Source organism: Bacillus coreaensis (assembly GCF_050586445.1).
GTDB classification, from domain to species: domain Bacteria; phylum Bacillota; class Bacilli; order Bacillales; family Cytobacillaceae; genus Robertmurraya_A; species Robertmurraya_A coreaensis.
Genome location: NZ_JBOCCY010000002.1, coordinates 238,804 through 261,400 on the forward strand (window position 1 = coordinate 238,804; position 22,597 = coordinate 261,400).

The following is a 22,597-nucleotide window of genomic DNA, read 5'->3' on the forward strand; positions in this document are numbered from 1 at the left end:
GAACATTAAGTGCATACTTATGATCGCCTATTTTATTTCTCACATTCGTATCAGTTGTTTGTTGATTCTAATTGTTTTACTCTATAAGAATAAAGATATTTACATAGGAAAGAGATGATATGCATGGATATTAATGCAGTGGACATATTTGCAAAACAATTGGTTAAAGAAGCGGGTGAACTTATAAAAAAATCATTTTCAAAAGTACTAAACATTGAAACCAAATCACATGCCAACGACCTCGTTACAAATATGGATAAGGAGATTGAAGAATATTTCATACATAAGCTAAAAAGCCATTTCCCAGACCATCGTGTGTTAGGAGAAGAGGGAGTAGGTAGTAACCCTAAAGAATTGTCAGGTGTAGTTTGGATCATTGATCCCATTGATGGTACGATGAATTTTATTCATCAACAAAGAAACTTTGCTATATCGGTTGGGATTTATGAAAATGGTGTTGGTATGATTGGTCTCATATATGATGTTGTCCATGATGAATTGTATCATGCTAAGAAGGGGGAGGGTGCTTATATTAATGATAAACCACTTTCTCCCCTTTCACCTGTGAGGGTAGAGGAGGCAGTCATTGGGATAAATAGTACGTGGGTCACTCAGAACCGAAGAATTGATAGCAGTATTCTGTCTCCACTTGTCAGAGCGGTGAGAGGAACGAGATCATACGGTTCAGCAGCGCTAGAAATGGCATATGTGGCTGCTGGGAGACTGGATTCATATATGACCCTTCGATTATCTCCATGGGATTTCGCAGCAGGAATTATTTTGGTGGAAGAGGTTGGAGGAAAGTGTACGACTTTAAAGGGTGAGAAGCTTAATTTGCTCGGAGAAAATTCTGTGTTTATTGCGAATGCAAGTTTTCACGAAGCAGTGCTTAAGGATTATTTACATAATGGAAATTGGTAACATTCATTACCGAAAAATGCTTGAATCGGATGCTACATTATTACATGATTTTACAAAATTTGATTCTCTGTGGAAAAGGATTGAAATGGAACATTGGACAGCTAAAGAATATATGAACAAATATTTTTATGGAGAATGGAGAGTGTGGCAGCAAGAGGAAAGAGATGTAGCTATCACTTATCATTTGGAGTGTGCACCATCTAACAATAAGCCTTGGATTGGTATGGTAATTATAAACCCAAACGAGCGAAGGCAAGGTTTAGGTATAAGGATAATGCAGCATTTAAAAGAAGAATTGCGAGAAAAAGGGCATAAGGCGATTTTTGCAGGAGTACCAGTTGAAGCTGATATGTGGATTCAATTTTTATCAGACTGTTATTTTGAACAGTTTAAAGTTGAAAAAGATGAACAAAATCAAATGTTTTTAATCATGGTTTCTCCGTTGCAATAAAAAAGGGTTGGCAAATGCCAACCCTTTTAAAGTTTTCCTTGTTCTCGCATTTTTTTCTTAGTAGTAAATCCAAAGCCCATTACGATAACAAGTGCAGCTAACGAAGCAAGGATACCCCCTATGCTACGATAACTAATAGCTATTCCCGTTCCCATCATACAGGCTGCTGAAGCAAAAGCAAAAAATAATAATGGCCACTTAATTGATTTCAAGATAAAACCTCCTTGAGCGAGGTATTAGAATGTATTTGTTTTGTTAAAAATAAAATGAATACGCTCCCTTCATTATTTTACACAAAATATTACTAGGTTTCCACTTCGAATATGATATAATGTTTCAGTTATGACTAAAAAAGTTAAATAAAAGTTTATATAAAAATGTAGGAGTGAACATGTTGAACTTAAGAACAGACATTAGAAATATTGCGATTATTGCCCACGTTGACCACGGAAAAACAACACTGGTTGACCAATTATTAAAACAATCAGGAACGTTCCGTACAAATGAGCACGTGGAAGAGCGTGCGATGGATTCGAATGATTTAGAAAGAGAACGTGGTATTACGATCCTTGCTAAAAATACAGCAATCCAATATAAAGATACTCGAATCAATATCCTTGATACACCGGGCCACGCTGACTTTGGTGGAGAAGTAGAACGTATCATGAAGATGGTTGATGGTGTACTACTTGTTGTTGATGCTTACGAGGGCTGTATGCCACAAACACGCTTTGTATTGAAAAAAGCATTAGAGCAAAATCTTACACCAATTGTTGTTGTTAATAAGATTGACCGTGATTTCGCTCGACCAGCTGAAGTTATTGACGAAGTAATTGATTTATTTATTGAATTAGAAGCTTCAGAAGAACAATTAGAATTCCCTGTTATTTACGCTTCAGCAATTAATGGAACAGCAAGTGTGACTCCTGATAAGCAGGATGAGAACATGGAATCTTTATATGAGGCAATTGTCGAGAATATTCCTGCTCCAGTTGACAACCGTGAGGAACCTCTTCAATTCCAGGTAGCACTATTAGATTACAATGACTATGTTGGAAGAATTGGTATCGGCCGTGTGTTCCGTGGGACGATGAAGGTTGGACAACAGGTTGCCCTTATGAAGCTTGATGGTTCAGTAAAGCAATTCCGCGTAACAAAAATCTTTGGTTTCTTCGGCCTAAAGCGTCAGGAAATCCAAGAAGCTTTCGCAGGAGATCTGATCGCTGTTTCAGGTATGGAAGATATTAACGTTGGGGAAACGGTATGTCCTGTAGAGCACCAAGAGCCACTTCCTGTGTTACGAATTGACGAGCCAACACTTCAAATGACTTTCCTTGTTAATAATAGTCCATTTGCTGGAAAAGAAGGGAAATTCGTAACTGCTCGTAAAATTGAAGAAAGACTTCGTGCTCAACTTCAAACAGACGTGAGCTTACGTGTAGACAACACTGATTCACCTGATGCATGGGTTGTTTCAGGACGTGGGGAACTACATCTTTCTATTCTTATCGAGAACATGCGTCGTGAAGGCTATGAGCTTCAAGTATCAAAGCCTGAGGTTATCGTAAGAGACATTGATGGAGTCCGTTGTGAGCCTGTAGAACGTGTTCAAATTGACGTACCTGAGGAGCATACTGGTTCAATTATGGAATCAATGGGTGCTCGTAAAGGTGAAATGGTTGATATGATTAATAATGGTAGTGGACAAGTGCGTTTAATATTCATGGTTCCTGCCAGAGGATTAATCGGTTATACAACTGAATTCTTAACATTAACTCGTGGATACGGTATTATCAATCACAGTTTTGACAGCTACCAACCGATGGCACAAGGTCAAGTCGGCGGAAGACGTCAAGGAGTACTTGTTTCAATGGAATCAGGTAAAGCATCTTCTTACGGCATTATGGGTGTTGAAGACCGTGGAACCATTTTTGTTGAGCCAGGTACTGAGATTTATGAAGGAATGATTGTTGGTGAACATACACGTGAAAATGATATTACGGTTAATATCACGAAGGTAAAGCAAGCGACAAATATTCGTTCTGCAAATAAAGATCAAACAACAACTATGAAAAAGCCAAGAATTATGACACTTGAGGAATCACTTGAATACCTAAATGAAGACGAGTATTGTGAAGTAACTCCTGAATCAATTCGTCTCCGCAAAAAGATTCTTGATAAGAACGAGAGAGAAAGAATCGCTAAGAAGAAAAAAATGGCGGAAATGAGCTAAGCTATTAAAGGAGAGGGGTAGCGTGGAAGGACTACAAGGGTTTTCACCTAGTCTTAGATTTTTTATCGAACTAACCGATGTAAAAACGGGTACATGGCTTCAGTTTGTGACATTAATTATTTTGACAGTAATTGTTTACAAATTAGGTTTTGCAAAGAAACTGTCCATTTTAAAAAATGTTGTCATATACACTTGTTTAGTTTTAGGCTGCTTTGTTTTGTTGATTTTCTCCTACGGTCTCCCAATTGTGGAGGGATTAGCTGTAGCAGCGCTCATTCTCATCATATATAAAATCCGCCTGCATCAAGAGAAAAAGCATAATCAAGTGGATGTAGAGGAGTAATCAAATGAAATCACTACAAGATACACTCTATAACTGGCTTACGATTAAAGTCGTAGTTGATGAACGCCCGGACGATACTGCTGCAGTGGATACAGAGAAAATGTTTTATGATATGCTTGTTGAAGATCAAGGTATAAAAAATATTGAGGTTACCACTGATGCAGTTATGTATTACGTTCATTACGATTTAGGTGGGGAAAGAAAGTCAAATCGATTCCCAAGAGAGCTCATTGAAGTCATGTTAAACCAAATCAATGAGTCACCAGAAAGATACGCAAATTACCCAGAATAAAAAAATCCGCTCCGTTACTAATAACGGGGCGGATTTTTTTAACCATCTCGGTTTACCAATCATCTTCCTCATCTTTCGGCTTATAAAGCCTAAAGTTTCCGGTTGCAATTCTTTCCTTTGTGCGAGTAGCAATTCTTTCTTCACATTCTTTACACATGAAGGTATGTATCGGACGATTCCGAAGTCGTTTCGCTTGAAAGGAGTCACCTGGTATAGATTCAATCTTATCGCAAATTACACATTTTACTCTCATATTCGGTACACCTCAACATTTATCTTCTTTCTGTATTGTATAGTAAAATTTTCTATATGGATAGGACTAGCAGTACAAAATGGGTTTCAAGGTTGAAACTACCATTAAGTAGTTATAATATAGAAATATAAGGAGGGAATGGTATGCCTAACCAAGTTGAACAAAAATTAATTCAGCCACTGTTTGATGCCTTGCAAAAAGAGCGTTTTGTAACGCTTTCAACAGTAGACTTTGAAACAGGGGGACCGAATGTAAGTGCCATCTCTTGGATTTTAGCAAAGACCGATGAAAAAATCTATTTTGCTGTAGATAATCGTTCGAGAATTGTACAAAACATTCAAAAAAACAATCAAGTCGTTGTAAACTTAATTGTGAATGAATCAACTTATTCAATAAGTGGAGAAGCAAGTGTTAAGATGGAAAAAATAAATGATGTACCACTAAAGCTTGCTTTAATAGAAATTTCCATTAAAGAAGTGCGAGACGTTATGTTCTATGGTTCAAAAATAACTGTTGAGCCAGAATATGATAAAACATATGACAAAGCGGCAGCAACACGTCTTGATAATCAAGTAATGGATGCAATGAGAAAAGCTTAGCCTTCTGGGCTAAGCTTTTGTTAGTTATTAATCCTTATGACCTTGTGATTGTTTTTCTTGTGCTTTATCTAACTCTTTTGTTTCTCCTTCATTCAGCTTGTTTTTTGATTCCTCGGTTGCTTTATTTGCATTTGGATCGATAATATCTGCTGGAACCTCTGGCATTAAACGACCGGATATATCAGCTAATTCATTTACAATTCCTTGAATAGGCTCTCCACTTTGAATGTCTTCTTGAATTTCTCTTAATCGCGCGGTCATATCTGGATCGGCGATAACCACTGCTCTTGCACCATGTGGATCATTCTTCAAACTTTCAGCAACAGTATATTTAATTGACCCTACTTGAGATCTGTCGATGTCTTCATTTACATCAATACCAACAATCGCATATCTTCCTAAAACAACAGCCGTGGCATCATTCACACTAGGGATAGAAGTCGCTAGATCAACAAGATGTTTGGAAACCTCTTGGCCCGTTTCGCGGTCAATATTAGGTATGGTACTATTTTTGACATTTATGGTACGTGCTTCTTCGTTCTGGTTTGCTTTAGATTTTGTATTATCCTGACTTCCGCACGCGGAAATAAACAAGCAGCATGCCAGTATAGCAAGGGTTTTCTTCATAAAGTCCACCTCCGATTAATGTTTGGTTACCGTTTATTGTGCAAAAATTCTTCTATCTTTATACAAGAAAACATATAGTTTACCAAAGCTCTTTTCTTAAGCAGAAATTTTGGCAAGGACATGTGGTTAATTCAAATTACTATAGAATTAAGAGGAGCAGGAGGCATCAGTTTGAGTAAAATTTACGTATTAGATACCAATGTCTTGTTACAAGACCCATATTCCATCTTTTCCTTTGAGGACAATGAGGTGGTAATACCAGCCGTAGTACTAGAGGAAGTGGATTCGAAAAAAAGGTATATGGATGAAATCGGAAGAAATGCAAGACAAGTATCAAGGCTCATTGATAATTTAAGACAAACTGGAAAATTACATGAAAAAATTCCACTTGAAAATGGTGGAGTGATTAGAATTGAGTTGAATCATCGATCCTTTCATCAGCTCCAGGATATTTTTGTTGAGAAAACAAATGATAACAGGATACTTGCTGTAGCCAAAAATTTATCTTTAGAAGAAGAAACAAAAGAAAATGGTCGACTTGTAATCTTGGTCAGTAAAGATGCATTAGTACGAGTAAAAGCTGATGCAATCGGTTTGAATTCAGAAGATTTTTTAAGTGATCGAGTCATAGAAAATGATGCCATATATACTGGCTATGCAGAATTATTTGTCGCCGTGGATGTGTTAAATCAGTTTTATGAAAAGGGAGAAATTCCAATATCATTATTTTCTACGTATTCTTTTTATCCAAATCAGTTCTTGGTGCTTAAGGATGCAATGGGATCTTCGCAATCAGCACTTGGTATGGTCGATTCAAAGAGACAAAGAATTAAAAAGCTAGTGTTTGATCATGATCATATATGGGGAATTCGCTCAAGAAATGTTCAGCAGACTATGGCGATTGAGTTGCTTCTAAGAAAAGACCTTCCACTTGTGACTTTAATCGGTAAGGCAGGAACAGGGAAGACTCTTCTGGCACTCGCTGCAGGATTAATGCAGACGGAAGATTTCGGGGAATATAAGAAGTTATTAGTGGCTAGACCGATTGTTCCTGTTGGGAAAGACCTTGGATTTTTACCAGGTGAAAAGGAAGAAAAGCTACGGCCATGGATGCAGCCCATCTATGATAATTTAGAATACTTATTTAATGTGAAAAAGCCTGGGGAGCTTGATGCCATTCTTGCAGGCATGGGGTCGATTGAAGTAGAGGCTCTTACTTATATAAGAGGAAGAAGTATACCTGAGCAGTTCATTATTATTGATGAAGCCCAAAATTTAACAAAACATGAAGTGAAGACCATTCTTACGAGAGTTGGAGAAAAAAGTAAAATCGTGCTGATGGGCGACCCTGAGCAAATTGACCATCCATATCTTGATGCATATAACAATGGCCTTACATATGTAGTCGAGAGGTTTAAGGACCAATCGATATCCGGCCATGTAAAGTTATTTAAGGGAGAGAGATCTGGTCTTGCACAATTAGCAGCTGATCTTTTATAAGTAAAGTGATTTTTTTTACTCTTAAATGGCACAAGCATTAACAAGCTATCAAATAAAAGAAGGTTGAGCCTTCTTTTATTCGATAGCTACCGCACGGATATTTTTTATTGGCTGATGTTTATTAGAACCGTCTCCGTAAAAGGCATACACGGGTCCATCTTTTGTTAATGGCTTACCATCCTTTGAGAAACCTAAAATTAGTTCTTGCCCTACAGCTAGTGGCATAGATACCTCGCCATCTGTGGTCACGAGTGTTAAGTTTTTTGCATCATCTTTAATCTCTGCATTTTTTAAAAATGGCTTCAGCGGCATTCCAAATGTACCCGTCAGAACCTTTTCTTTTTCAAATTTTTTCTCGGTCTTTAAAGTGGGAGGAAAAACAGCTCCCTCCATTATTTCACGGTCCCAATGCTTGGACATGCTTTTTTTATATTCTTCCAAATCATCTACTTCTACTTGACTTTCCTCAAAATAGGTAGTTAAATCTACTCTACGATCGTCAAATATCCATACTCCAGGGTCTAAGGTGATTGTGAATTTTACTTTCCCTTGGATTGGTACAATATTTTCCATAACAGTTCCCCCTTTGTATCCTTAGTATAGACGTAAAGAGGATAAAAGTCATTTTTGGAGGATATTCAAAATTTTGGAGGATATTCAAAATTCCCTGAATCTTTCTACGGGTTCTCCTGTTTATCCTTGCAATTTTCCTCTTAAACGTATAAAATTTATAGATAGGATAAACGCTCGGAAACGGGGGGACTAAGTTGGCGTCTGACATGGTTTTAGATCATAAAGAAAGAGCAAATGCCTTATTAAAGGCTGACGCTGATAAAATTCTAAAGTTAATTAAAGTACAAATGGATAACTTAACGATGCCTCAGTGTCCGTTATATGAAGAGGTTCTGGATACACAAATGTTTGGTCTATCTCGTGAAATAGATTTTGCTGTTCGCCTTGGCTTGATTGAAGAAAAAGAAGGTAAGGCGATTTTAGGAGAATTAGAAAGAGAACTATCAGCCCTTCATGAAGCATCGCAAAGAAAATAACGTACTTTCGAAAGCTCAAACTTTCTCGAGAGAGACTGTTTGAGTTTTTTTATAAAGTATTTTTTCTGAAAATTTGATATTATTAAGATAATAATTTTTAGTTGTACTTTTCTTCACATCAAATGCAGGAAATTCAATGTTATAATATAATACATATTACGACTTAGAAGATGAGGAAGAGGGTTACATGTTTAAAAAAATATTAAAATCTTATGATTATTCGTTAATCCTAGTTGTGGTATTGTTATCTATATTTGGACTAGTTATGATATATAGTTCAAGTATGGTTACAGCTATTCAAAGGTATGGATATGAAAGTGATCATTTTTATGATCGTCAAAAACTATTTTTAGTAGTTGGTGCTGTTTTATTTCTTTTCTTTTCTGTATTTCCTTACAAAATTATGCTTAGCAATCGTTTTTTAGTTCCTGTTGTGTTATTTTCATTTGCATTACTCATTTTCATATTTCCATTCGGTCATTCCGCGGGAAATGCTCAAAGTTGGTATAAGATAGGTCCGCTAAGCCTGCAACCATCTGAATTTGTAAAGGTAAGTGCTATAGTTTACTTATCAGCAGTGTATGCAAAGAAACAATCGTATATTAATCAGTTCAATCATGGTGTACTACCACCACTTGCTTTTATCATCATTGCTTGTTTTTTAATTGCACTTCAGCCTGACTTTGGAACAGCTGCTCTAATAGTAGCTATTTCAGGCGTGATCATCCTCTCGTCTGGAATGAATATCAAAAATATAGGAAAATTAGTTATGTTGGGTGCGATTCCATCTATCCCAATGCTTATATTATTTCAGGATAAAATATTTTCCTCCGTACGTGTCGGAAGGTTTGAAGCATTTTTTAATCCTTTTGCTGAAGAGATAGCCCAAAAGGAAGGCTATCATATGGTTAATTCGTTCCTTGCCTTAGGGGCTGGTGGCATTAAAGGTCTAGGGTTGGGACAAAGTGTCCAAAAATTAGGGTATTTACCTGAGCCCCATACGGACTTTATAATGGCTGTAATATCTGAGGAACTTGGAATATTTGGAGTTGCATTTGTATTGTTCGGCTTAGGTTTTATCGTCCTAAAAGGAATTTACATTGGTTTAAAAGGAAAGGATGCTTTTGGTAGTTTGCTAGCAATCGGAATTGCGGGGATGATAGGTATACAATCATTTGTAAACTTAGCAGGGGTTTCGGGAGTCATTCCGTTAACAGGAGTTCCATTGCCGTTTATTAGTTATGGAGGCTCATCTATTCTGCAACTCTCCATTGCTATGGGCATCTTAGTGAATGTTTCTATGTTCGTTAATTATGAGAAAAAGTTTAAGGAAACGAATGATCAGAAAGTAGAAACGATTCATCCTAATAACCGATTTGAAGGCGTTCAAATAAAAAAATAAGCGCTCTTGGTTTCTTGACCAAGCGCTTTTTATAAATACAATATAGTATAAATATACAGAATGGGGTGTTTTACTTGCAAAGAAAGATTAATAAGGTATTAGTTGCAAACCGAGGAGAAATAGCTATACGTGTGTTTAGAGCTTGTACAGAGCTTAATATACGAACAGTTGCTATATATTCAAGAGAAGATTCTGGTGCATATCATCGTTATAAAGCCGATGAAGCATACCTCGTCGGTGAAGGTAAAAAACCGATTGATGCTTATTTGGACATTGAAGGGATTATTAACATTGCGAAGCATAGTGATGTCGATGCCATTCACCCAGGTTATGGATTTCTTTCAGAAAACATTCATTTTGCAAGAAGATGTGAAGAAGAAGGAATTATCTTTATTGGTCCAAAATCAAAGCATCTCGACATGTTTGGAGACAAGGTAAAAGCTAGAACACAAGCCCAAGCTGCAAGGATTCCAGTTATTCCTGGTAGCGATGGTCCTGTAAATAGCTTAGAAGAAGTTATTGCATTTGGGAAAGAGTATCACTATCCAATCATCATTAAAGCATCACTCGGTGGTGGTGGAAGAGGTATGCGTATCGTTAGGCACTTAGAAGAAGTAAAGGAAGCCTACACGAGAGCAAAATCTGAAGCAAAAGCAGCGTTTGGAAATGATGAGGTTTACGTAGAAAAGTATATTGAAAAGCCGAAGCATATCGAGGTTCAAATTATCGGAGATGAGTTTGGTAATATTGTCCACCTTTATGAAAGAGATTGCTCGGTACAACGTCGTCATCAAAAGGTAGTAGAGGTTGCACCATGTATTTCTATATCAGAAGAACTTAGAGATAGAATTTGTGCCGCAGCTGTTGATTTAATGAAAAATGTAGATTATTTAAATGCTGGAACAGTAGAATTCCTTGTTTCAGGTGACGAATTTTACTTCATTGAAGTAAACCCGCGCGTACAAGTTGAGCATACCATTACTGAGATGATCACTGGTGTTGATATTGTTCAAACACAAATATTGGTTGCAGAAGGACATGAGCTACATGAAGAAACGATAGGTATTCCTAAGCAAGAAGATATTCGTATTATGGGATATGCGATACAATCTCGTGTCACGACTGAAGATCCGTTGAACAATTTCATGCCTGATACAGGAAGATTAATGACGTACCGTTCAGGTGGTGGTTTTGGAGTAAGATTAGATGCGGGTAACGGTTTCCAAGGAGCGATTATTACTCCATACTATGATTCCTTGCTTGTTAAGCTATCTACCCATGCCTTAACGTATGAACAAGCTTGTGCCAAAATGGTAAGAAATCTTCAAGAGTTCCGTATCCGTGGAATTAAAACGAATATTCCTTTCTTGGAGAATGTTGTAAAGCACAAAGATTTCCGCAGTGGAAATTACGATACATCCTTTATTGATTCTTCACCTGAGTTATTTATGTTCCCAGTCCGTAAAGACAGAGGGACAAAAATGCTATCTTATATTGGGAATGTCACAATTAACGGATTCCCAGGAATTGAGAAAAAGAAAAAGCCTGTTTTTGATAAGCCAAGAATCCCATTAACAGATTCATTAAGTGTTCAAAGTGGAACAAAGCAAATTCTTGATGAAAGAGGAGCAGAAGGCTTAGTAAAGTGGATTAAAGAGCAACCTGAAGTTCTTTTAACAGATACTACTTTTAGAGATGCTCATCAGTCCTTGTTAGCTACTCGTGTTCGTACGACAGATTTAAAGCATATCGCAGAGCCGACATCGTTATTACTACCTGATATGTTTTCTATGGAGATGTGGGGTGGAGCAACGTTTGATGTTGCGTACAATTTCTTAAAGGAAGATCCATGGGATAGACTTTTAACTTTAAGAAAGCAGATTCCAAATGTATTATTCCAAATGCTACTTCGAGCTTCAAATGCTGTTGGTTATAAAAATTATCCAGACAATGTGATTCGTGAGTTTGTAGAGAAATCTGCTTATGCAGGTATCGACGTATTCCGTATTTTTGATAGTCTGAACTGGGTTAAAGGAATGGAAGTAGCTATCCAAGCCGTAAGAGATACGGGGAAAATAGCTGAAGCAGCGATTTGTTATACAGGAGATATCCTTGATACATCAAGACCGAAGTATAACTTAAACTACTATAAGGATTTGGCTAAAGAACTTCAAAATCAAGGGGCACATATTTTAGCTATTAAAGATATGGCAGGGTTATTAAAGCCACAAGCTGCATATCAATTAATTTCTGAATTAAAAGAAACCATTGATATTCCGATTCACCTACACACTCATGATACAAGTGGTAATGGGATATTTACGTATGCAAAAGCCATTGAGGCTGGTGTAGATATTGTAGATACAGCATTAAGTACAATGGCAGGATTAACGTCACAGCCAAGTGCAAACACATTGTACTATGCACTTGAAGGCAATGATCGTAAGCCGAAGGTAGATATTAAAGCGTTAGAACAGCTTTCTTACTACTGGGAAGATGTGAGAAAGTACTACCACGATTTCGAAAGTGGAATGATGTCTCCTCATACAGAAGTGTATCAGCACGAAATGCCAGGTGGTCAATATAGCAATCTTCAACAACAAGCAAAGGCAGTTGGCCTTGCTGACCAGTGGGAAGATGTGAAGGAAATGTATGCGCGAGTAAATCATATGTTTGGTGATATCGTTAAAGTTACTCCGTCTTCAAAAGTCGTAGGTGATATGGCGTTATATATGGTTCAAAACGACCTAACGGAAGAGGATGTCCTTTCTAAAGGAGATAGTCTCGATTTCCCTAATTCGGTTGTAGAATTATTTGAAGGATACTTAGGACAGCCTGTTGGACGCTTCCCAGAAAAACTTCAAAAAGTGATCCTTAAAGGTCGTGAGCCAATCACGGTAAGACCTGGAGAACTATTAGAGGATGTTGATTTTACAGCTTTAAAAGAAAAGTTATTCAAAGAATTAGGAAGACCTGTAACGAGCTTTGATGCCATTGCTTATGCATTATATCCAAAGGTATTTAAAGACTATACGACTATGGTTGAGCAGTTTGGCGATATTTCGGTGTTAGATACACCTACTTTCCTATATGGCATGAGACTAGGAGAGGAAATAGAAGTCGAAATTGAAACAGGTAAAACATTAATCGTGAAGCTTATCTCTATTGGTCAGCCTCAAGCTGATGGTACTCGTGTTGTCTACTTTGAGTTAAATGGACAACCGAGAGAGGTTGTTATTAAGGACGAAAGTATTAAGTCCACTGTTGCCACTAAGATTAAAGCTGATCCGAAGAAAGAAACACATATCGGTGCTTCCATGCCAGGGACAGTAATTAAAGTGTTAGTCTCAAAAGACGAAAAGGTCGAAAAAGGAGATCACTTAATGATTACAGAAGCTATGAAAATGGAAACGACGGTTCAAGCTCCGTACTCAGGCTTTGTTAAAGACATTTATGTATCAAATGGAGAAGCAATTCAAACAGGCGATCTCCTTATCGAGTTACAAAAGTAAACAGTAAAAAGGTGTTGCACTTAAGTGCAACACCTTTTTTTACAGCGAGTGATTATTTTTCTTGTTAAGAGCAATCTGATTCTTTTTACTTCGAGTAACGAGGAGGATAAAATAGCTTAATACCCCGAATAAGCAAGAGATAAAAAATGCATGTGCTAAGGCGACCGTTAAGTTAAGTCGAGTGAAAACGATTAAGGCTCCAGTCATTACTTGAAGGGATACTAGTATAAACGCTATCGTCCAACCCCAAACAATAACTTTCTCATGTTTGAAATGTTTATAAGCTAATAGAGTAATATATCCAATCCAAAGAAAAATTAAGCCAGCCGCAAATCTGTGCCCCATCTGTACCCATTCGTAAAAATTTGTGGGTAAGCCAATTGAGTTATTTAAACAAAATGGCCAGTCTCTACATACTAGGCTAGCATTCACATGCCTTACTAGAGCGCCAGTGTAAACGACTACATAACTGTATACGCTAACTCCAATAATATGCTTACGCAAACGTGTATCAATGATTAATTTATGAGCTTCAAAACGCTTGTCTACTTCAAAAATAAGGAGTGTTAAAAGTAAGACAGCTGCGAATGAAATTAATGAGATACCAAAATGTAAAGCTAGTACAAAATCTGACTGTCCCCAAACAACAGCGGCAGCACCAATTAATCCTTGTAATACGAGGAAGAAAAAAGATAATGCCGACAAAAATTTTGTCTCACGGATATGACCAATCGTTTTCCAAGACCAGATGGATAATACCAATACCATTAAGCCGACAACACCAGAAACCACACGGTGAGCAAGTTCAATAATTAACTCTAGTGATATGTCAGTTGGAATAAGCTGTCCATTACATAAAGGCCAAGAACGACCACAACCCATTCCAGACTCCGTTTTTGTGACAAGAGCTCCTCCTAATAGAATCAATAACATACCAATCGTTGTAAGGACAGAAAACCATTTCAAGGCTCTGTTCAAAAAAATCACCTTCTCATCCAAGTTCACAAATTTGTCATAAGATTCTATTGACATGTATAATGAACAGTATAATAATAACCACATTTTAATATATCTTTATCATAACGAATTAGTAGGAAAAAAAATAGAAGTTAATATGAGAAATACTGCATTTTTGATACTACACAATCTACCGAGTTTTTACAATATATATTAAGTATTTAACACTATGAGTAAATTGGAAACTAATGGATTGTTTTTCGGATATAATTCTACGGGTGATCAAGATACATATTGGAGTTGCTTTTAATGAGATCACACGACCAATTAATCGCATAAATATTATTTTAACAAAATAAATAGCCTGTTTTACGAAACAAATCAGGACACAAATAATTCAAAAATAATTCAAAAATAATTCAAAAAAAGTTCACAAAAATGGAGCGAAGTATGATTTAATAGATTGAGGAAATGTTATTTTTCTACACAAATATTTAACATTATTTCCACTATTAAGATAATGAAAACTATTGGCAGAATATTGACTAAAATCGGTGATATTCGTTTTTTATTACAATATAGCATTAGAACTAATAATGTACTATAGTTATTGTAGTGTCGTGTGACCTGATTTGTTTATAGGGAAAGGAGGAGAGAAAATGGCGGGTTCAAGATCAATAAGTGAAGCAACGATAAACGGTGATGATAACGGCATTGAGATACCAAAGACAAATGCTTGGAAGGATTTCCTTGCTTTGATCAAAATTGGAATCGTAAACTCCAACTTAATTACTACCTTTACTGGACTTTGGTTAGCGCTTCACTTTGGAGAGAAAAGCTTCTTATCAAATCTAGATATTGTTTTTTATACATTAATTGGATCTTCGCTCATTATAGCAGGATCCTGTGCCATAAATAATTACTATGATAGAGATATTGATCCTCTAATGGAACGAACAAAGGATAGACCAACTGTAACGGGAAACATACAACCACGAAAAGTCATTATTATGGGGTTAGTTCTAATTACAGTAGGTACTATTTTTCTTGCGTTAACAACATTAACAGCTGTTGTTATTGGACTTGTAGGAGTGTTTAGCTATGTTGTACTTTATACGATGTGGTCCAAACGTCAGCTTGTTTCAAATACCATCATAGGAAGTATATCGGGTGCCGTACCACCACTTATTGGTTGGTCAGCGGTTGATGGAGATTTGGGTATCATGGCATGGAGTTTATTCCTAATAATGTTTGCATGGCAACCACCTCATTTTTATGCACTAGCGATGAGAAGGGTAGAAGAATATAGAGCTGCTAGCATTCCTATGTTACCGGTTGTTAAAGGATTCGAAACAACAAAAAAACATATCATTCTATGGATTGTTGCGTTGTTGCCGCTTCCATTCCTACTGACTAGCTTAGGGCTTCCATTTCTTATTTTAGCGTCAGTATTAAATGTTGGATGGTTAGTTACTGGTTTATATGGCTATAAGAAAAAGGACGATATGAAATGGGCAAAGATCATGTTTGTCTATTCACTACAATATCTAACTATTCTCTTTGTTGCTATGGTAATTGTCACACTAATATAAAATATGTTTGTTAGAAAAACCTTACCCTCCTGTCTGAGGGTGAGGTTGTCTATAAATTTTTTTACTGATCAAACATTTCAGGGAAGAAATATTTTACGAAAGAGGGGTTTGATTAAGCTATGAAAAGGCTTGCGAAATGGCGAATGATTTCAATGTTTGCAATCATAACGCTACTACTTTCCGGATGTGGTGAACCGTTCTTGTCAACGCTTCAGCCAGCCGGTGAGGTTGCTAAAGAGCAATTTGATTTAATGATGTTATCTGTGGCGATAATGGTAGGGGTAATTATCGTCGTAACCTTGATCTTCACGATCGTGGTTGTAAAGTTCCGCCGTAAGGATAATAGCATTCCAAAGCAGGTGGAAGGAAGTCATAAGTTAGAAATTATTTGGACTGTTATCCCAATTATTCTACTTCTTATTCTAGCTGTTCCAACAGTAGCTTCTACATTCAAGTTTGCAGATGTATCAGAAATGGATAAGAAAAATGAAGATGGTAAAACGGATGCATTGGTAATTAATGTCCGTGCGAATCTTTACTGGTGGGAATTTGAGTATCCAAACGAAGAAATTATTACGAGTCAGGACCTAGTAGTTCCAACAGGACAAAAGGTGTACTTTAACTTAAAGGCATCAGATGTAAAGCACTCGTTCTGGATTCCTGCTGTTGGTGGGAAAATGGATACAAACACTGACAACGTAAACCGTTTTTATTTGCAATTTGATGAGCAAAAAGCAAATGAGGCTGGAGATTTATTTTACGGGAAATGTGCAGAGCTTTGCGGCCCTTCTCATGCTTTAATGGACTTTAAAGTTAAAGCGATTTCACCAGATGAGTTTGATCAATGGGTTGCAGATATGCAATCTGTAAAAGAACCTGAAAAGGCTGAAACACCACTTGCACAACAAGGCCAAGAAGTCTTTAATAACAGCTGTATTGGTTGTCATGCCGTCACACCAGCAACCGGTGCTCCGGAAGCTGCACGACTTGGACCAAATTTAACAAACTTTGGTGAAAGATCACGTATCGCTGGGGTACTAGATCATTCAGAAGAAGAACTTAAAAACTGGATATCTGATCCTGAAGCTTATAAGCCTGGGAACAAAATGACAAATGCATACAACAAATTAACTCCAGAAGAATTAGATGCTGTAGCAGAATACTTAATGAACTTAAAGGTACAGGATTAATAGGGGACTTTGTTAAAAGGGAGGTAGAATTGTGAGTACCTATGCTCAGAAAAAGGGGTTCGGAGCGACTGTTTGGGATTACTTAACTACAGTAGACCATAAAAAAATCGCTATCCTTTACTTAATTGCTGGTGGACTATTCTTTGTTTTAGGTGGTCTAGAGGCAATGTTTATTCGTATCCAGCTTGCAGTACCAAACAATGATTTTGTAAGCGCTGGATTATATAACGAGATTTTAACCATGCATGGAACAACGATGATTTTCTTAGCAGCCATGCCACTGTTATTTGCTTTTATGAATGCCATTATGCCACTTCAAATTGGAGCACGTGACGTTGCGTTTCCTTTTGTAAATGCACTTGGTTTCTGGTTATTCTTTTTTGGTGGTATCTTCTTAAACCTATCGTGGTTCTTAGGTGGTGCACCAGATGCTGGTTGGACTTCTTATGCATCTCTATCGATGGCATCTGAGGGACACGGTATAGATTTTTATGCATTAGGATTGCAGATCTCTGGTGCGGGTACGTTAATGGGGGGGATTAACTTCCTTGTAACGATTATCAACATGCGTGCACCTGGGATGACTTATATGAGAATGCCATTGTTTACATGGTCTACATTTGTGGCATCAGCACTTATCCTATTTGCTTTTCCTCCACTTACTGTGGGACTGTTCTTGCTGATTTTTGACCGTATGTTCGGTTCAAACTTCTTTGATGTTGCAAATGGTGGAAACACTGTCATTTGGGAGCATTTATTCTGGATCTTCGGACACCCAGAGGTTTATATTTTAGTATTACCTGCATTTGGTATTTTCTCGGAAATTTTTGCTACTTTTTCGAGAAAGCGTCTGTTTGGATATTCATCAATGGTGTTCGCTACAGTTCTAATTGGATTCTTAGGATTCATGGTATGGGCTCACCATATGTTCACAACAGGATTAGGTCCGATTGCAAATGCAATCTTTGCCGTTGCCACAATGGCAATTGCTGTTCCAACTGGTATAAAAATCTTTAACTGGCTCTTCACAATGTGGGGAGGAAGCATCAAGTTCACAACACCTATGCTTTATGCAGTTGCATTTATTCCATCGTTCGTAGGTGGAGGGGTAACTGGGGTTATGCTTGCCTCAGCAGCAGCTGACTACCAATACCATGATTCCTATTTCGTAGTTGCCCATTTCCACTATGTTATTGTTGGTGGAGTTGTATTTGGTCTTTTAGCAGCGACCCATTTCTATTGGCCAAAAATGTTTGGAACAATGTTAAACGAAACATTAGGAAAAATCACGTTCTGGTTATTCTTAATTGGATTCCACTTAACATTCTTTATCCAGCATTTCCTAGGATTAATGGGGATGCCGAGACGTATTTTCACATTTTTACCTAACCAAGGTTTGGATGCTGGGAACTTAATCAGTACGATTGGTGCATTCTTTATGGCGATTGCTACATTAATTCTGTTAATTAACATTGTGATCACTAGTGTGAAAAATGAAAAGGTTGGAAATGATCCTTGGGAAGATGGGCGTACACTTGAGTGGGCAATTCCGTCACCACCACCTTTCTATAACTTTAAACAGCTTCCGCTTGTTCGTGGATTAGATCCACTATGGATTGAAAAAATGGAAGGCAAAAAGGGTATGACTCCGGCTGAGCCGCTTGGTGATATCCATATGCCAAACAATTCATTTACTCCATTTATGATTTCACTTGGATTATTTGTCGCCGCTTTTGGTGCACTTTATCGTGAAGATTATAACTGGGGTGTAATGGTTCTTATTGCAGGAATGGGCATTACGTTATTATCAATGTTTGTACGTTCTGTTAAGGATGATCATGGCTTCCATATTCATAAGGAAGATCTATTAAATGATGATGATAAGGGGGGGAAGGCATAATGCATGTAGAAGATAAGTTTACTGCTGAAACATGGCCTGCCGCACCTGAAAAGCAAACCCTTGAAGGAAAGAATAAATTTTTAGGTTTTTGGTTATTTCTAGGCGGAGAAACGGTTCTCTTTGCATCACTTTTTGCAACTTACTTAGCATTAAAGGATAAGGTTCCGAATGCTGAACATGCACTAGCAAAGGATCTTTTTGAATTGCCAATTGTATTTGTGGCAACGATGCTACTTTTAACTAGTTCTTTAACAAGTGTATATGCAATGTACCACATGAAAAACTTCAATTTCAAAAAGATGCAGCTATGGTTAGGCTTAACTGTGCTGTTAGGATTTGCATTTTTGCTTCTTGAAATTTACGAGTTCAATCACTATGTACATGAATATCATCATACATTTACTAGTAGTGCATTTGGATCTGCCTTTTATACTCTTGTTGGCTTCCACGGAGGTCACGTGGCTTTCGGTCTTTTATGGATCGTAACCTTAATGGTGAGAAATGCAAAGCGTGGGTTAGATTTGTACAATGCTCCAAAGTTTTATGTTGCAAGTCTTTACTGGCACTTTATTGACGTGGTGTGGGTATTTATCTTCACGGTAGTATATTTAATGGGAATGGTGGGATAAACTGATGGCAAGTGAACAAACACATTCAGGTAACCCTAGAGTAGACATTGAATATCGTAAAAAGAAAAGTGCAGAGGAAATGCGCTATCAAATCGTATCATTTTCTATGATGATCTTTTTGACTTTAGTAGCATTTATTGCTGTAGGCTATGGTGACTTTTCGGCATGGTTTATCGTTCCTTTCATTCTTTTGTTAGCAATCGTGCAAGTAGTCTTTCAATTATATTACTTCATGCATATGAGTCATAAGGGACATGAAGCGCCAGCGCTTTTCCTATATTCTGGTTTATTAGTTGGGTTAATAACAATATTAGCTTTTATGACCATTATTTGGTGGTAAATGAGTGAAAGAAAATCGGCCTCCTGAGCCGATTTTCTTTTTGCACTAAATATAGGAAAACCTCATTTATTGTAGAATCCATTACAAATCAGGTATAATATAACTGACTTAAAAATAACGAGGTGATCGCCATTGTCGCTTGATATATTTGGCTTTAGAGCATTATGGAGTCCGTTTTTTCTTATCCTATTACTTGTGATTTTAGCTAGTTATTTTCTCGTAACTACGAAGTACCGAACTCATTTTCAACAATCAGAAGCATTAACGAGAAAACAATGGATCAGCTTTGCTTCAGCCATTTTACTATTATATGTGGTGAAGGGATCTCCCATTGATTTGCTAGGGCATATAATGTTTTATGTCCATATGATCCAGATGGCAATTCTATATTTAGTGATTCCGATTCTATTTATTTATGGAATTCCTCCATGGGTATGGAGATCTATACTAACTAGACCAATTATCAAACCATTGTTCGATTTTTTCACAAAACCTCTTATTGCACTTATTCTTTTTAATGGAGTGTTCTCTTTTTACCACGTGCCTAATATTTTTGATATTGTAAAAACAGATATGTGGTTGCACGCGGTCTATACTTCCATACTATTTTTATTAGCAATTTGTATGTGGTGGCCACTAGTGAACGAATTAGAAGAGTATGAAACATTAAACGGGTTAAAAAAGGTAGGTTATATTTTTGCAGATGGTATTTTGTTAACTCCAGCTTGTGCATTAATTATCTTTGCAGATACACCGATGTATTCTACTTTTTCTGATCCCAACGCATGGGCTAGTGCACTTGAATTATGCGTCCCATCAACGACACTAGCTTCTTTGAATTTAAGTGGGCCAGAAATGTTTAATTCGATGTCGCTTCTTGAGGATCAACAAACAGGCGGAGTGTTAATGAAGGTAATTCAAGAGGTTGTGTACGGACTGATCTTAGCACAAGTGTTCTTTAGTTGGTTCAAAAAGGAACAAACGATTGATGAGTTACCTACAAGTCAAACTAGCTTTCAACCTGAGCCTACTAAATAAAATAAGTTATTAAGAGGAGAAACAAATGGAGTTTACATTACCTATATTACCTACAATCAGTACAACCTTTATTGTGCTAAGTGGTCTAACTGTTGCCATTGGATGGTGGCAAATCAAGCAGCGTAAAATACAGGCCCATCAAAAAACGATGTTTTTAGCAGCTATATTTGCTATTATCTTCTTTATCATCTATGCTAGCAGAACTATTTTTATTGGTAACACAGCGTTTGGTGGACCAGAGGATATTAAAATATACTATACAATCTTTTTGATCTTCCATATTACGTTGGCGACGGTTGGAGCAGTATTAGGGATTATATCGTTGTATACAGGCTATAAAAAACAACTAGAAAAGCATCGGAAACTTGGACCCATTACAAGCGTTGTATGGTTTTTTACAGCTATAACCGGTGTAGCAGTTTATCTGCTATTATACGTTTTTTACCACGGAGGAGAAACTACCTCAGTTATCAAAGCGATCCTAGGGTTTTAAAGCAGCAAAAAGCGCTACAAGTACTGTAGCGCTTTTTTTGAATAAATTATATAGAAGTTTGTTAAGGGGTGGGAAAGATGGAATATGTTGTGTTAACAGAAAAGGATTATGAAGAAGCCATGAAATTGTCGATGTATGCTTTTCAATACAAGGTAAATGAGGAAGATATACCTAAAAGAAAACAAATGTTAAAATCACACGATATTCTTGCTGTTAAAGATGGACAAAAGCTTGTTGCAAAATTACACATGATCCCATTTTCTATTTATATTAACGATAAAAAGTTTCAAATGGGAGGTATTGCTGGGGTTTCCACGTATCCAGAATATCGTCGGCACGGCTTTGTGAAACAACTCATTACTGACGCCTTAAAATATATGAACCAGAAACAGCAATACATATCTTTTCTTCACCCTTTTGATGTTGGCTTTTACCGTAGATTTGGTTGGGAGACTTTTGCAGATAACAAAAAGGTAACGATTGAAAAAAAAGATTTGGTTATGTTGCCTTCCTACCAAGGCAGAGTGTTAAGGGATATTCCTGAGCATGAAAGAGCACAAATTGAAAGAGTTTATGAGTCTTTTGCGACATCTCATAGTGGTATGCTTGTTCGTACACAAGATTGGTGGAATGACCATGTTTACAGCGAGGATCATATAGCTGCGTATGTGAATGACAATGGTGAGTACGAGGGTTATATTGTATATTCAGTGAAAAATAAAGAGTTGGAAGTCATTGAAATCATTACTATTACCCATCAGGCAGCGATTGGTCTGTGGAATTTTATCTGTCAGCATGACTCCATGGTAGATAAGGTAGTAGTTAACACTTCGTCTTTTGATTTATTCCCATACTACTTAAAACAACCAAAACAAAAGACTGAAGTCCACCCATACTTTATGGCTAGAATTGTTAATGTAGAAGAGTTTCTAAAATCCTACTCTTTTAGTTCAACTGGTGAAAAGGTATTTATTCATGTGAATGATGAATACTGTAGATGGAATATTGGTTCGTATTTACTTGCCGATGATACTATAACTGCTTTCAAGGAGAAAGAAGGAAGTGTCTGTGCACATTCACCTAAGGTAGGATTGCAAATGGACATAGGAACATTGTCTACTCTTTTGTTAGGATATAAAACGACTGAAGAGTTGTATCACATTGGGGAAATTACAGGAAGCTTAGAAGATATAAAGAAGCTAGAGAGGAAAATTCCAAGATTGCGCCCATTTTTTCCTGATTTCTTTTAATATATATAAAAAGCGCAGACTTCACA

General features: G+C 37.0%; 23 protein-coding genes. 18 read left to right on the plus strand and 5 right to left on the minus strand.

The features are described 5' to 3' along the window. The first annotated feature begins 123 nt into the window (after window positions 1-123). Window positions 124-921 (plus strand): inositol monophosphatase family protein, encoded by a 798-nt coding sequence (locus ACQ5H4_RS04375; RefSeq protein WP_430773780.1) that lies wholly within the window; start codon window positions 124-126, stop codon window positions 919-921. Next, the gene (locus tag ACQ5H4_RS04380) at window positions 908-1,372 is read left to right on the plus strand and encodes a GNAT family N-acetyltransferase (RefSeq protein WP_430773781.1); all 465 of its coding nucleotides are present in this window, start codon (window positions 908-910) and stop codon (window positions 1,370-1,372) included. Before ACQ5H4_RS04375 ends, ACQ5H4_RS04380 begins: the two co-directional genes overlap by 14 nt. A 26-nt stretch (window positions 1,373-1,398) precedes the next feature. Here the strand turns inward: ACQ5H4_RS04380 and ACQ5H4_RS04385 are convergent, their stop codons facing one another. Beyond that, a complete protein-coding gene (locus ACQ5H4_RS04385) occupies window positions 1,399-1,584 on the minus strand; it encodes a YlaF family protein (RefSeq protein WP_119707397.1) in 186 nt (61 codons plus the stop codon). A 182-nt stretch (window positions 1,585-1,766) separates the two neighbouring features. Here ACQ5H4_RS04385 and typA point away from each other — a divergent pair, with 182 nt between their 5' ends. The 3 genes from typA to ACQ5H4_RS04400 are packed head-to-tail and all read left to right on the plus strand — an operon-like array spanning window position 1,767 to window position 4,240. After that, on the plus strand, window positions 1,767-3,605 hold the full coding sequence (gene typA / locus ACQ5H4_RS04390) for a translational GTPase TypA (RefSeq protein WP_430773782.1): 1,839 nt from the start codon (window positions 1,767-1,769) through the stop codon (window positions 3,603-3,605). Window positions 3,606-3,627: 22 nt separating this feature from the next. Continuing rightward, on the plus strand, window positions 3,628-3,948 hold the full coding sequence (locus tag ACQ5H4_RS04395; protein WP_430773783.1) for a YlaH-like family protein: 321 nt from the start codon (window positions 3,628-3,630) through the stop codon (window positions 3,946-3,948). Window positions 3,949-3,952: 4 nt separating this feature from the next. Next, window positions 3,953-4,240: a hypothetical protein gene (locus ACQ5H4_RS04400; protein WP_430773784.1), complete on the plus strand. Its 288-nt coding sequence runs from the start codon at window positions 3,953-3,955 to the stop codon at window positions 4,238-4,240. A 52-nt stretch (window positions 4,241-4,292) separates the two neighbouring features. Here ACQ5H4_RS04400 and ACQ5H4_RS04405 read toward each other — a convergent pair whose 3' ends face one another. Next, window positions 4,293-4,493, minus strand: a complete 201-nt coding sequence (locus ACQ5H4_RS04405; RefSeq protein WP_430773785.1) for a YlaI family protein — start codon at window positions 4,491-4,493, stop codon at window positions 4,293-4,295. Window positions 4,494-4,636: 143 nt separating this feature from the next. Between ACQ5H4_RS04405 and ACQ5H4_RS04410 the strand changes: the two genes are divergently transcribed. Continuing rightward, entirely contained in the window at window positions 4,637-5,092 is a 456-nt protein-coding gene (locus tag ACQ5H4_RS04410; protein WP_119707402.1) for a pyridoxamine 5'-phosphate oxidase family protein, read from the plus strand. Window positions 5,093-5,119: 27 nt separating this feature from the next. Here the strand turns inward: ACQ5H4_RS04410 and ACQ5H4_RS04415 are convergent, their stop codons facing one another. Next, window positions 5,120-5,719, minus strand: coding sequence for a YhcN/YlaJ family sporulation lipoprotein (locus tag ACQ5H4_RS04415; protein ID WP_430773786.1), 600 nt, complete (start codon window positions 5,717-5,719; stop codon window positions 5,120-5,122). A gap of 171 nt (window positions 5,720-5,890) precedes the next feature. Here ACQ5H4_RS04415 and ACQ5H4_RS04420 point away from each other — a divergent pair, with 171 nt between their 5' ends. Continuing rightward, a complete protein-coding gene (locus ACQ5H4_RS04420) occupies window positions 5,891-7,219 on the plus strand; it encodes a PhoH family protein (RefSeq protein WP_430773787.1) in 1,329 nt (442 codons plus the stop codon). Between the two features lie 75 nt (window positions 7,220-7,294). Here the strand turns inward: ACQ5H4_RS04420 and ACQ5H4_RS04425 are convergent, their stop codons facing one another. Next, window positions 7,295-7,792, minus strand: a complete 498-nt coding sequence (locus tag ACQ5H4_RS04425; RefSeq protein ID WP_430773788.1) for a peptidyl-prolyl cis-trans isomerase — start codon at window positions 7,790-7,792, stop codon at window positions 7,295-7,297. Window positions 7,793-7,986: 194 nt separating this feature from the next. On the opposite strand from ACQ5H4_RS04425, the gene ACQ5H4_RS04430 reads away from it, so the two are divergent. The 3 genes from ACQ5H4_RS04430 to pyc all read left to right on the plus strand — a co-directional run bounded on the left by ACQ5H4_RS04430 (window position 7,987) and on the right by pyc (window position 13,182). After that, a complete protein-coding gene (locus ACQ5H4_RS04430; protein ID WP_119707406.1) occupies window positions 7,987-8,268 on the plus strand; it encodes an Fpa/YlaN family protein in 282 nt (93 codons plus the stop codon). Window positions 8,269-8,455: 187 nt separating this feature from the next. After that, window positions 8,456-9,670: an FtsW/RodA/SpoVE family cell cycle protein gene (locus tag ACQ5H4_RS04435; protein ID WP_430773789.1), complete on the plus strand. Its 1,215-nt coding sequence runs from the start codon at window positions 8,456-8,458 to the stop codon at window positions 9,668-9,670. 74 nt (window positions 9,671-9,744) lie between these two features. Beyond that, complete coding sequence (pyc, locus tag ACQ5H4_RS04440; RefSeq protein ID WP_430773790.1) at window positions 9,745-13,182, plus strand: pyruvate carboxylase; 3,438 nt, start codon at window positions 9,745-9,747, stop codon at window positions 13,180-13,182. Between the two features lie 39 nt (window positions 13,183-13,221). Here the strand turns inward: pyc and ACQ5H4_RS04445 are convergent, their stop codons facing one another. Next, window positions 13,222-14,160: a COX15/CtaA family protein gene (locus ACQ5H4_RS04445; RefSeq protein ID WP_430773791.1), complete on the minus strand. Its 939-nt coding sequence runs from the start codon at window positions 14,158-14,160 to the stop codon at window positions 13,222-13,224. Window positions 14,161-14,798: 638 nt separating this feature from the next. Here ACQ5H4_RS04445 and cyoE point away from each other — a divergent pair. The 8 genes from cyoE to ACQ5H4_RS04485 all read left to right on the plus strand — a co-directional run bounded on the left by cyoE (window position 14,799) and on the right by ACQ5H4_RS04485 (window position 22,571). Further along, a complete protein-coding gene (cyoE, locus tag ACQ5H4_RS04450; RefSeq protein ID WP_430773792.1) occupies window positions 14,799-15,731 on the plus strand; it encodes a heme o synthase in 933 nt (310 codons plus the stop codon). A gap of 119 nt (window positions 15,732-15,850) precedes the next feature. After that, the gene (coxB, locus tag ACQ5H4_RS04455; protein WP_430773793.1) at window positions 15,851-16,921 is read left to right on the plus strand and encodes a cytochrome c oxidase subunit II; all 1,071 of its coding nucleotides are present in this window, start codon (window positions 15,851-15,853) and stop codon (window positions 16,919-16,921) included. Window positions 16,922-16,952: 31 nt separating this feature from the next. After that, window positions 16,953-18,821, plus strand: a complete 1,869-nt coding sequence (gene ctaD / locus ACQ5H4_RS04460) for a cytochrome c oxidase subunit I (protein ID WP_430773794.1) — start codon at window positions 16,953-16,955, stop codon at window positions 18,819-18,821. Next, window positions 18,821-19,450: a cytochrome (ubi)quinol oxidase subunit III gene (locus ACQ5H4_RS04465; protein ID WP_251515961.1), complete on the plus strand. Its 630-nt coding sequence runs from the start codon at window positions 18,821-18,823 to the stop codon at window positions 19,448-19,450. The genes ctaD and ACQ5H4_RS04465 overlap by 1 nt, the downstream gene beginning before the upstream one ends. A gap of 4 nt (window positions 19,451-19,454) precedes the next feature. Beyond that, window positions 19,455-19,790, plus strand: coding sequence for a cytochrome c oxidase subunit IVB (gene ctaF / locus ACQ5H4_RS04470; protein ID WP_430773795.1), 336 nt, complete (start codon window positions 19,455-19,457; stop codon window positions 19,788-19,790). Between the two features lie 132 nt (window positions 19,791-19,922). Continuing rightward, window positions 19,923-20,828 carry a cytochrome c oxidase assembly factor CtaG gene (ctaG, locus tag ACQ5H4_RS04475; protein ID WP_430773796.1) on the plus strand — a complete coding sequence of 302 codons (906 nt, stop codon included), beginning with the start codon at window positions 19,923-19,925 and terminating at the stop codon, window positions 20,826-20,828. Between the two features lie 25 nt (window positions 20,829-20,853). Then, the gene (locus ACQ5H4_RS04480; protein WP_430773797.1) at window positions 20,854-21,321 is read left to right on the plus strand and encodes a DUF420 domain-containing protein; all 468 of its coding nucleotides are present in this window, start codon (window positions 20,854-20,856) and stop codon (window positions 21,319-21,321) included. A 77-nt stretch (window positions 21,322-21,398) separates the two neighbouring features. Next, entirely contained in the window at window positions 21,399-22,571 is a 1,173-nt protein-coding gene (locus ACQ5H4_RS04485; RefSeq protein WP_430773798.1) for a GNAT family N-acetyltransferase, read from the plus strand. The last annotated feature ends 26 nt before the right edge of the window (window positions 22,572-22,597 follow it).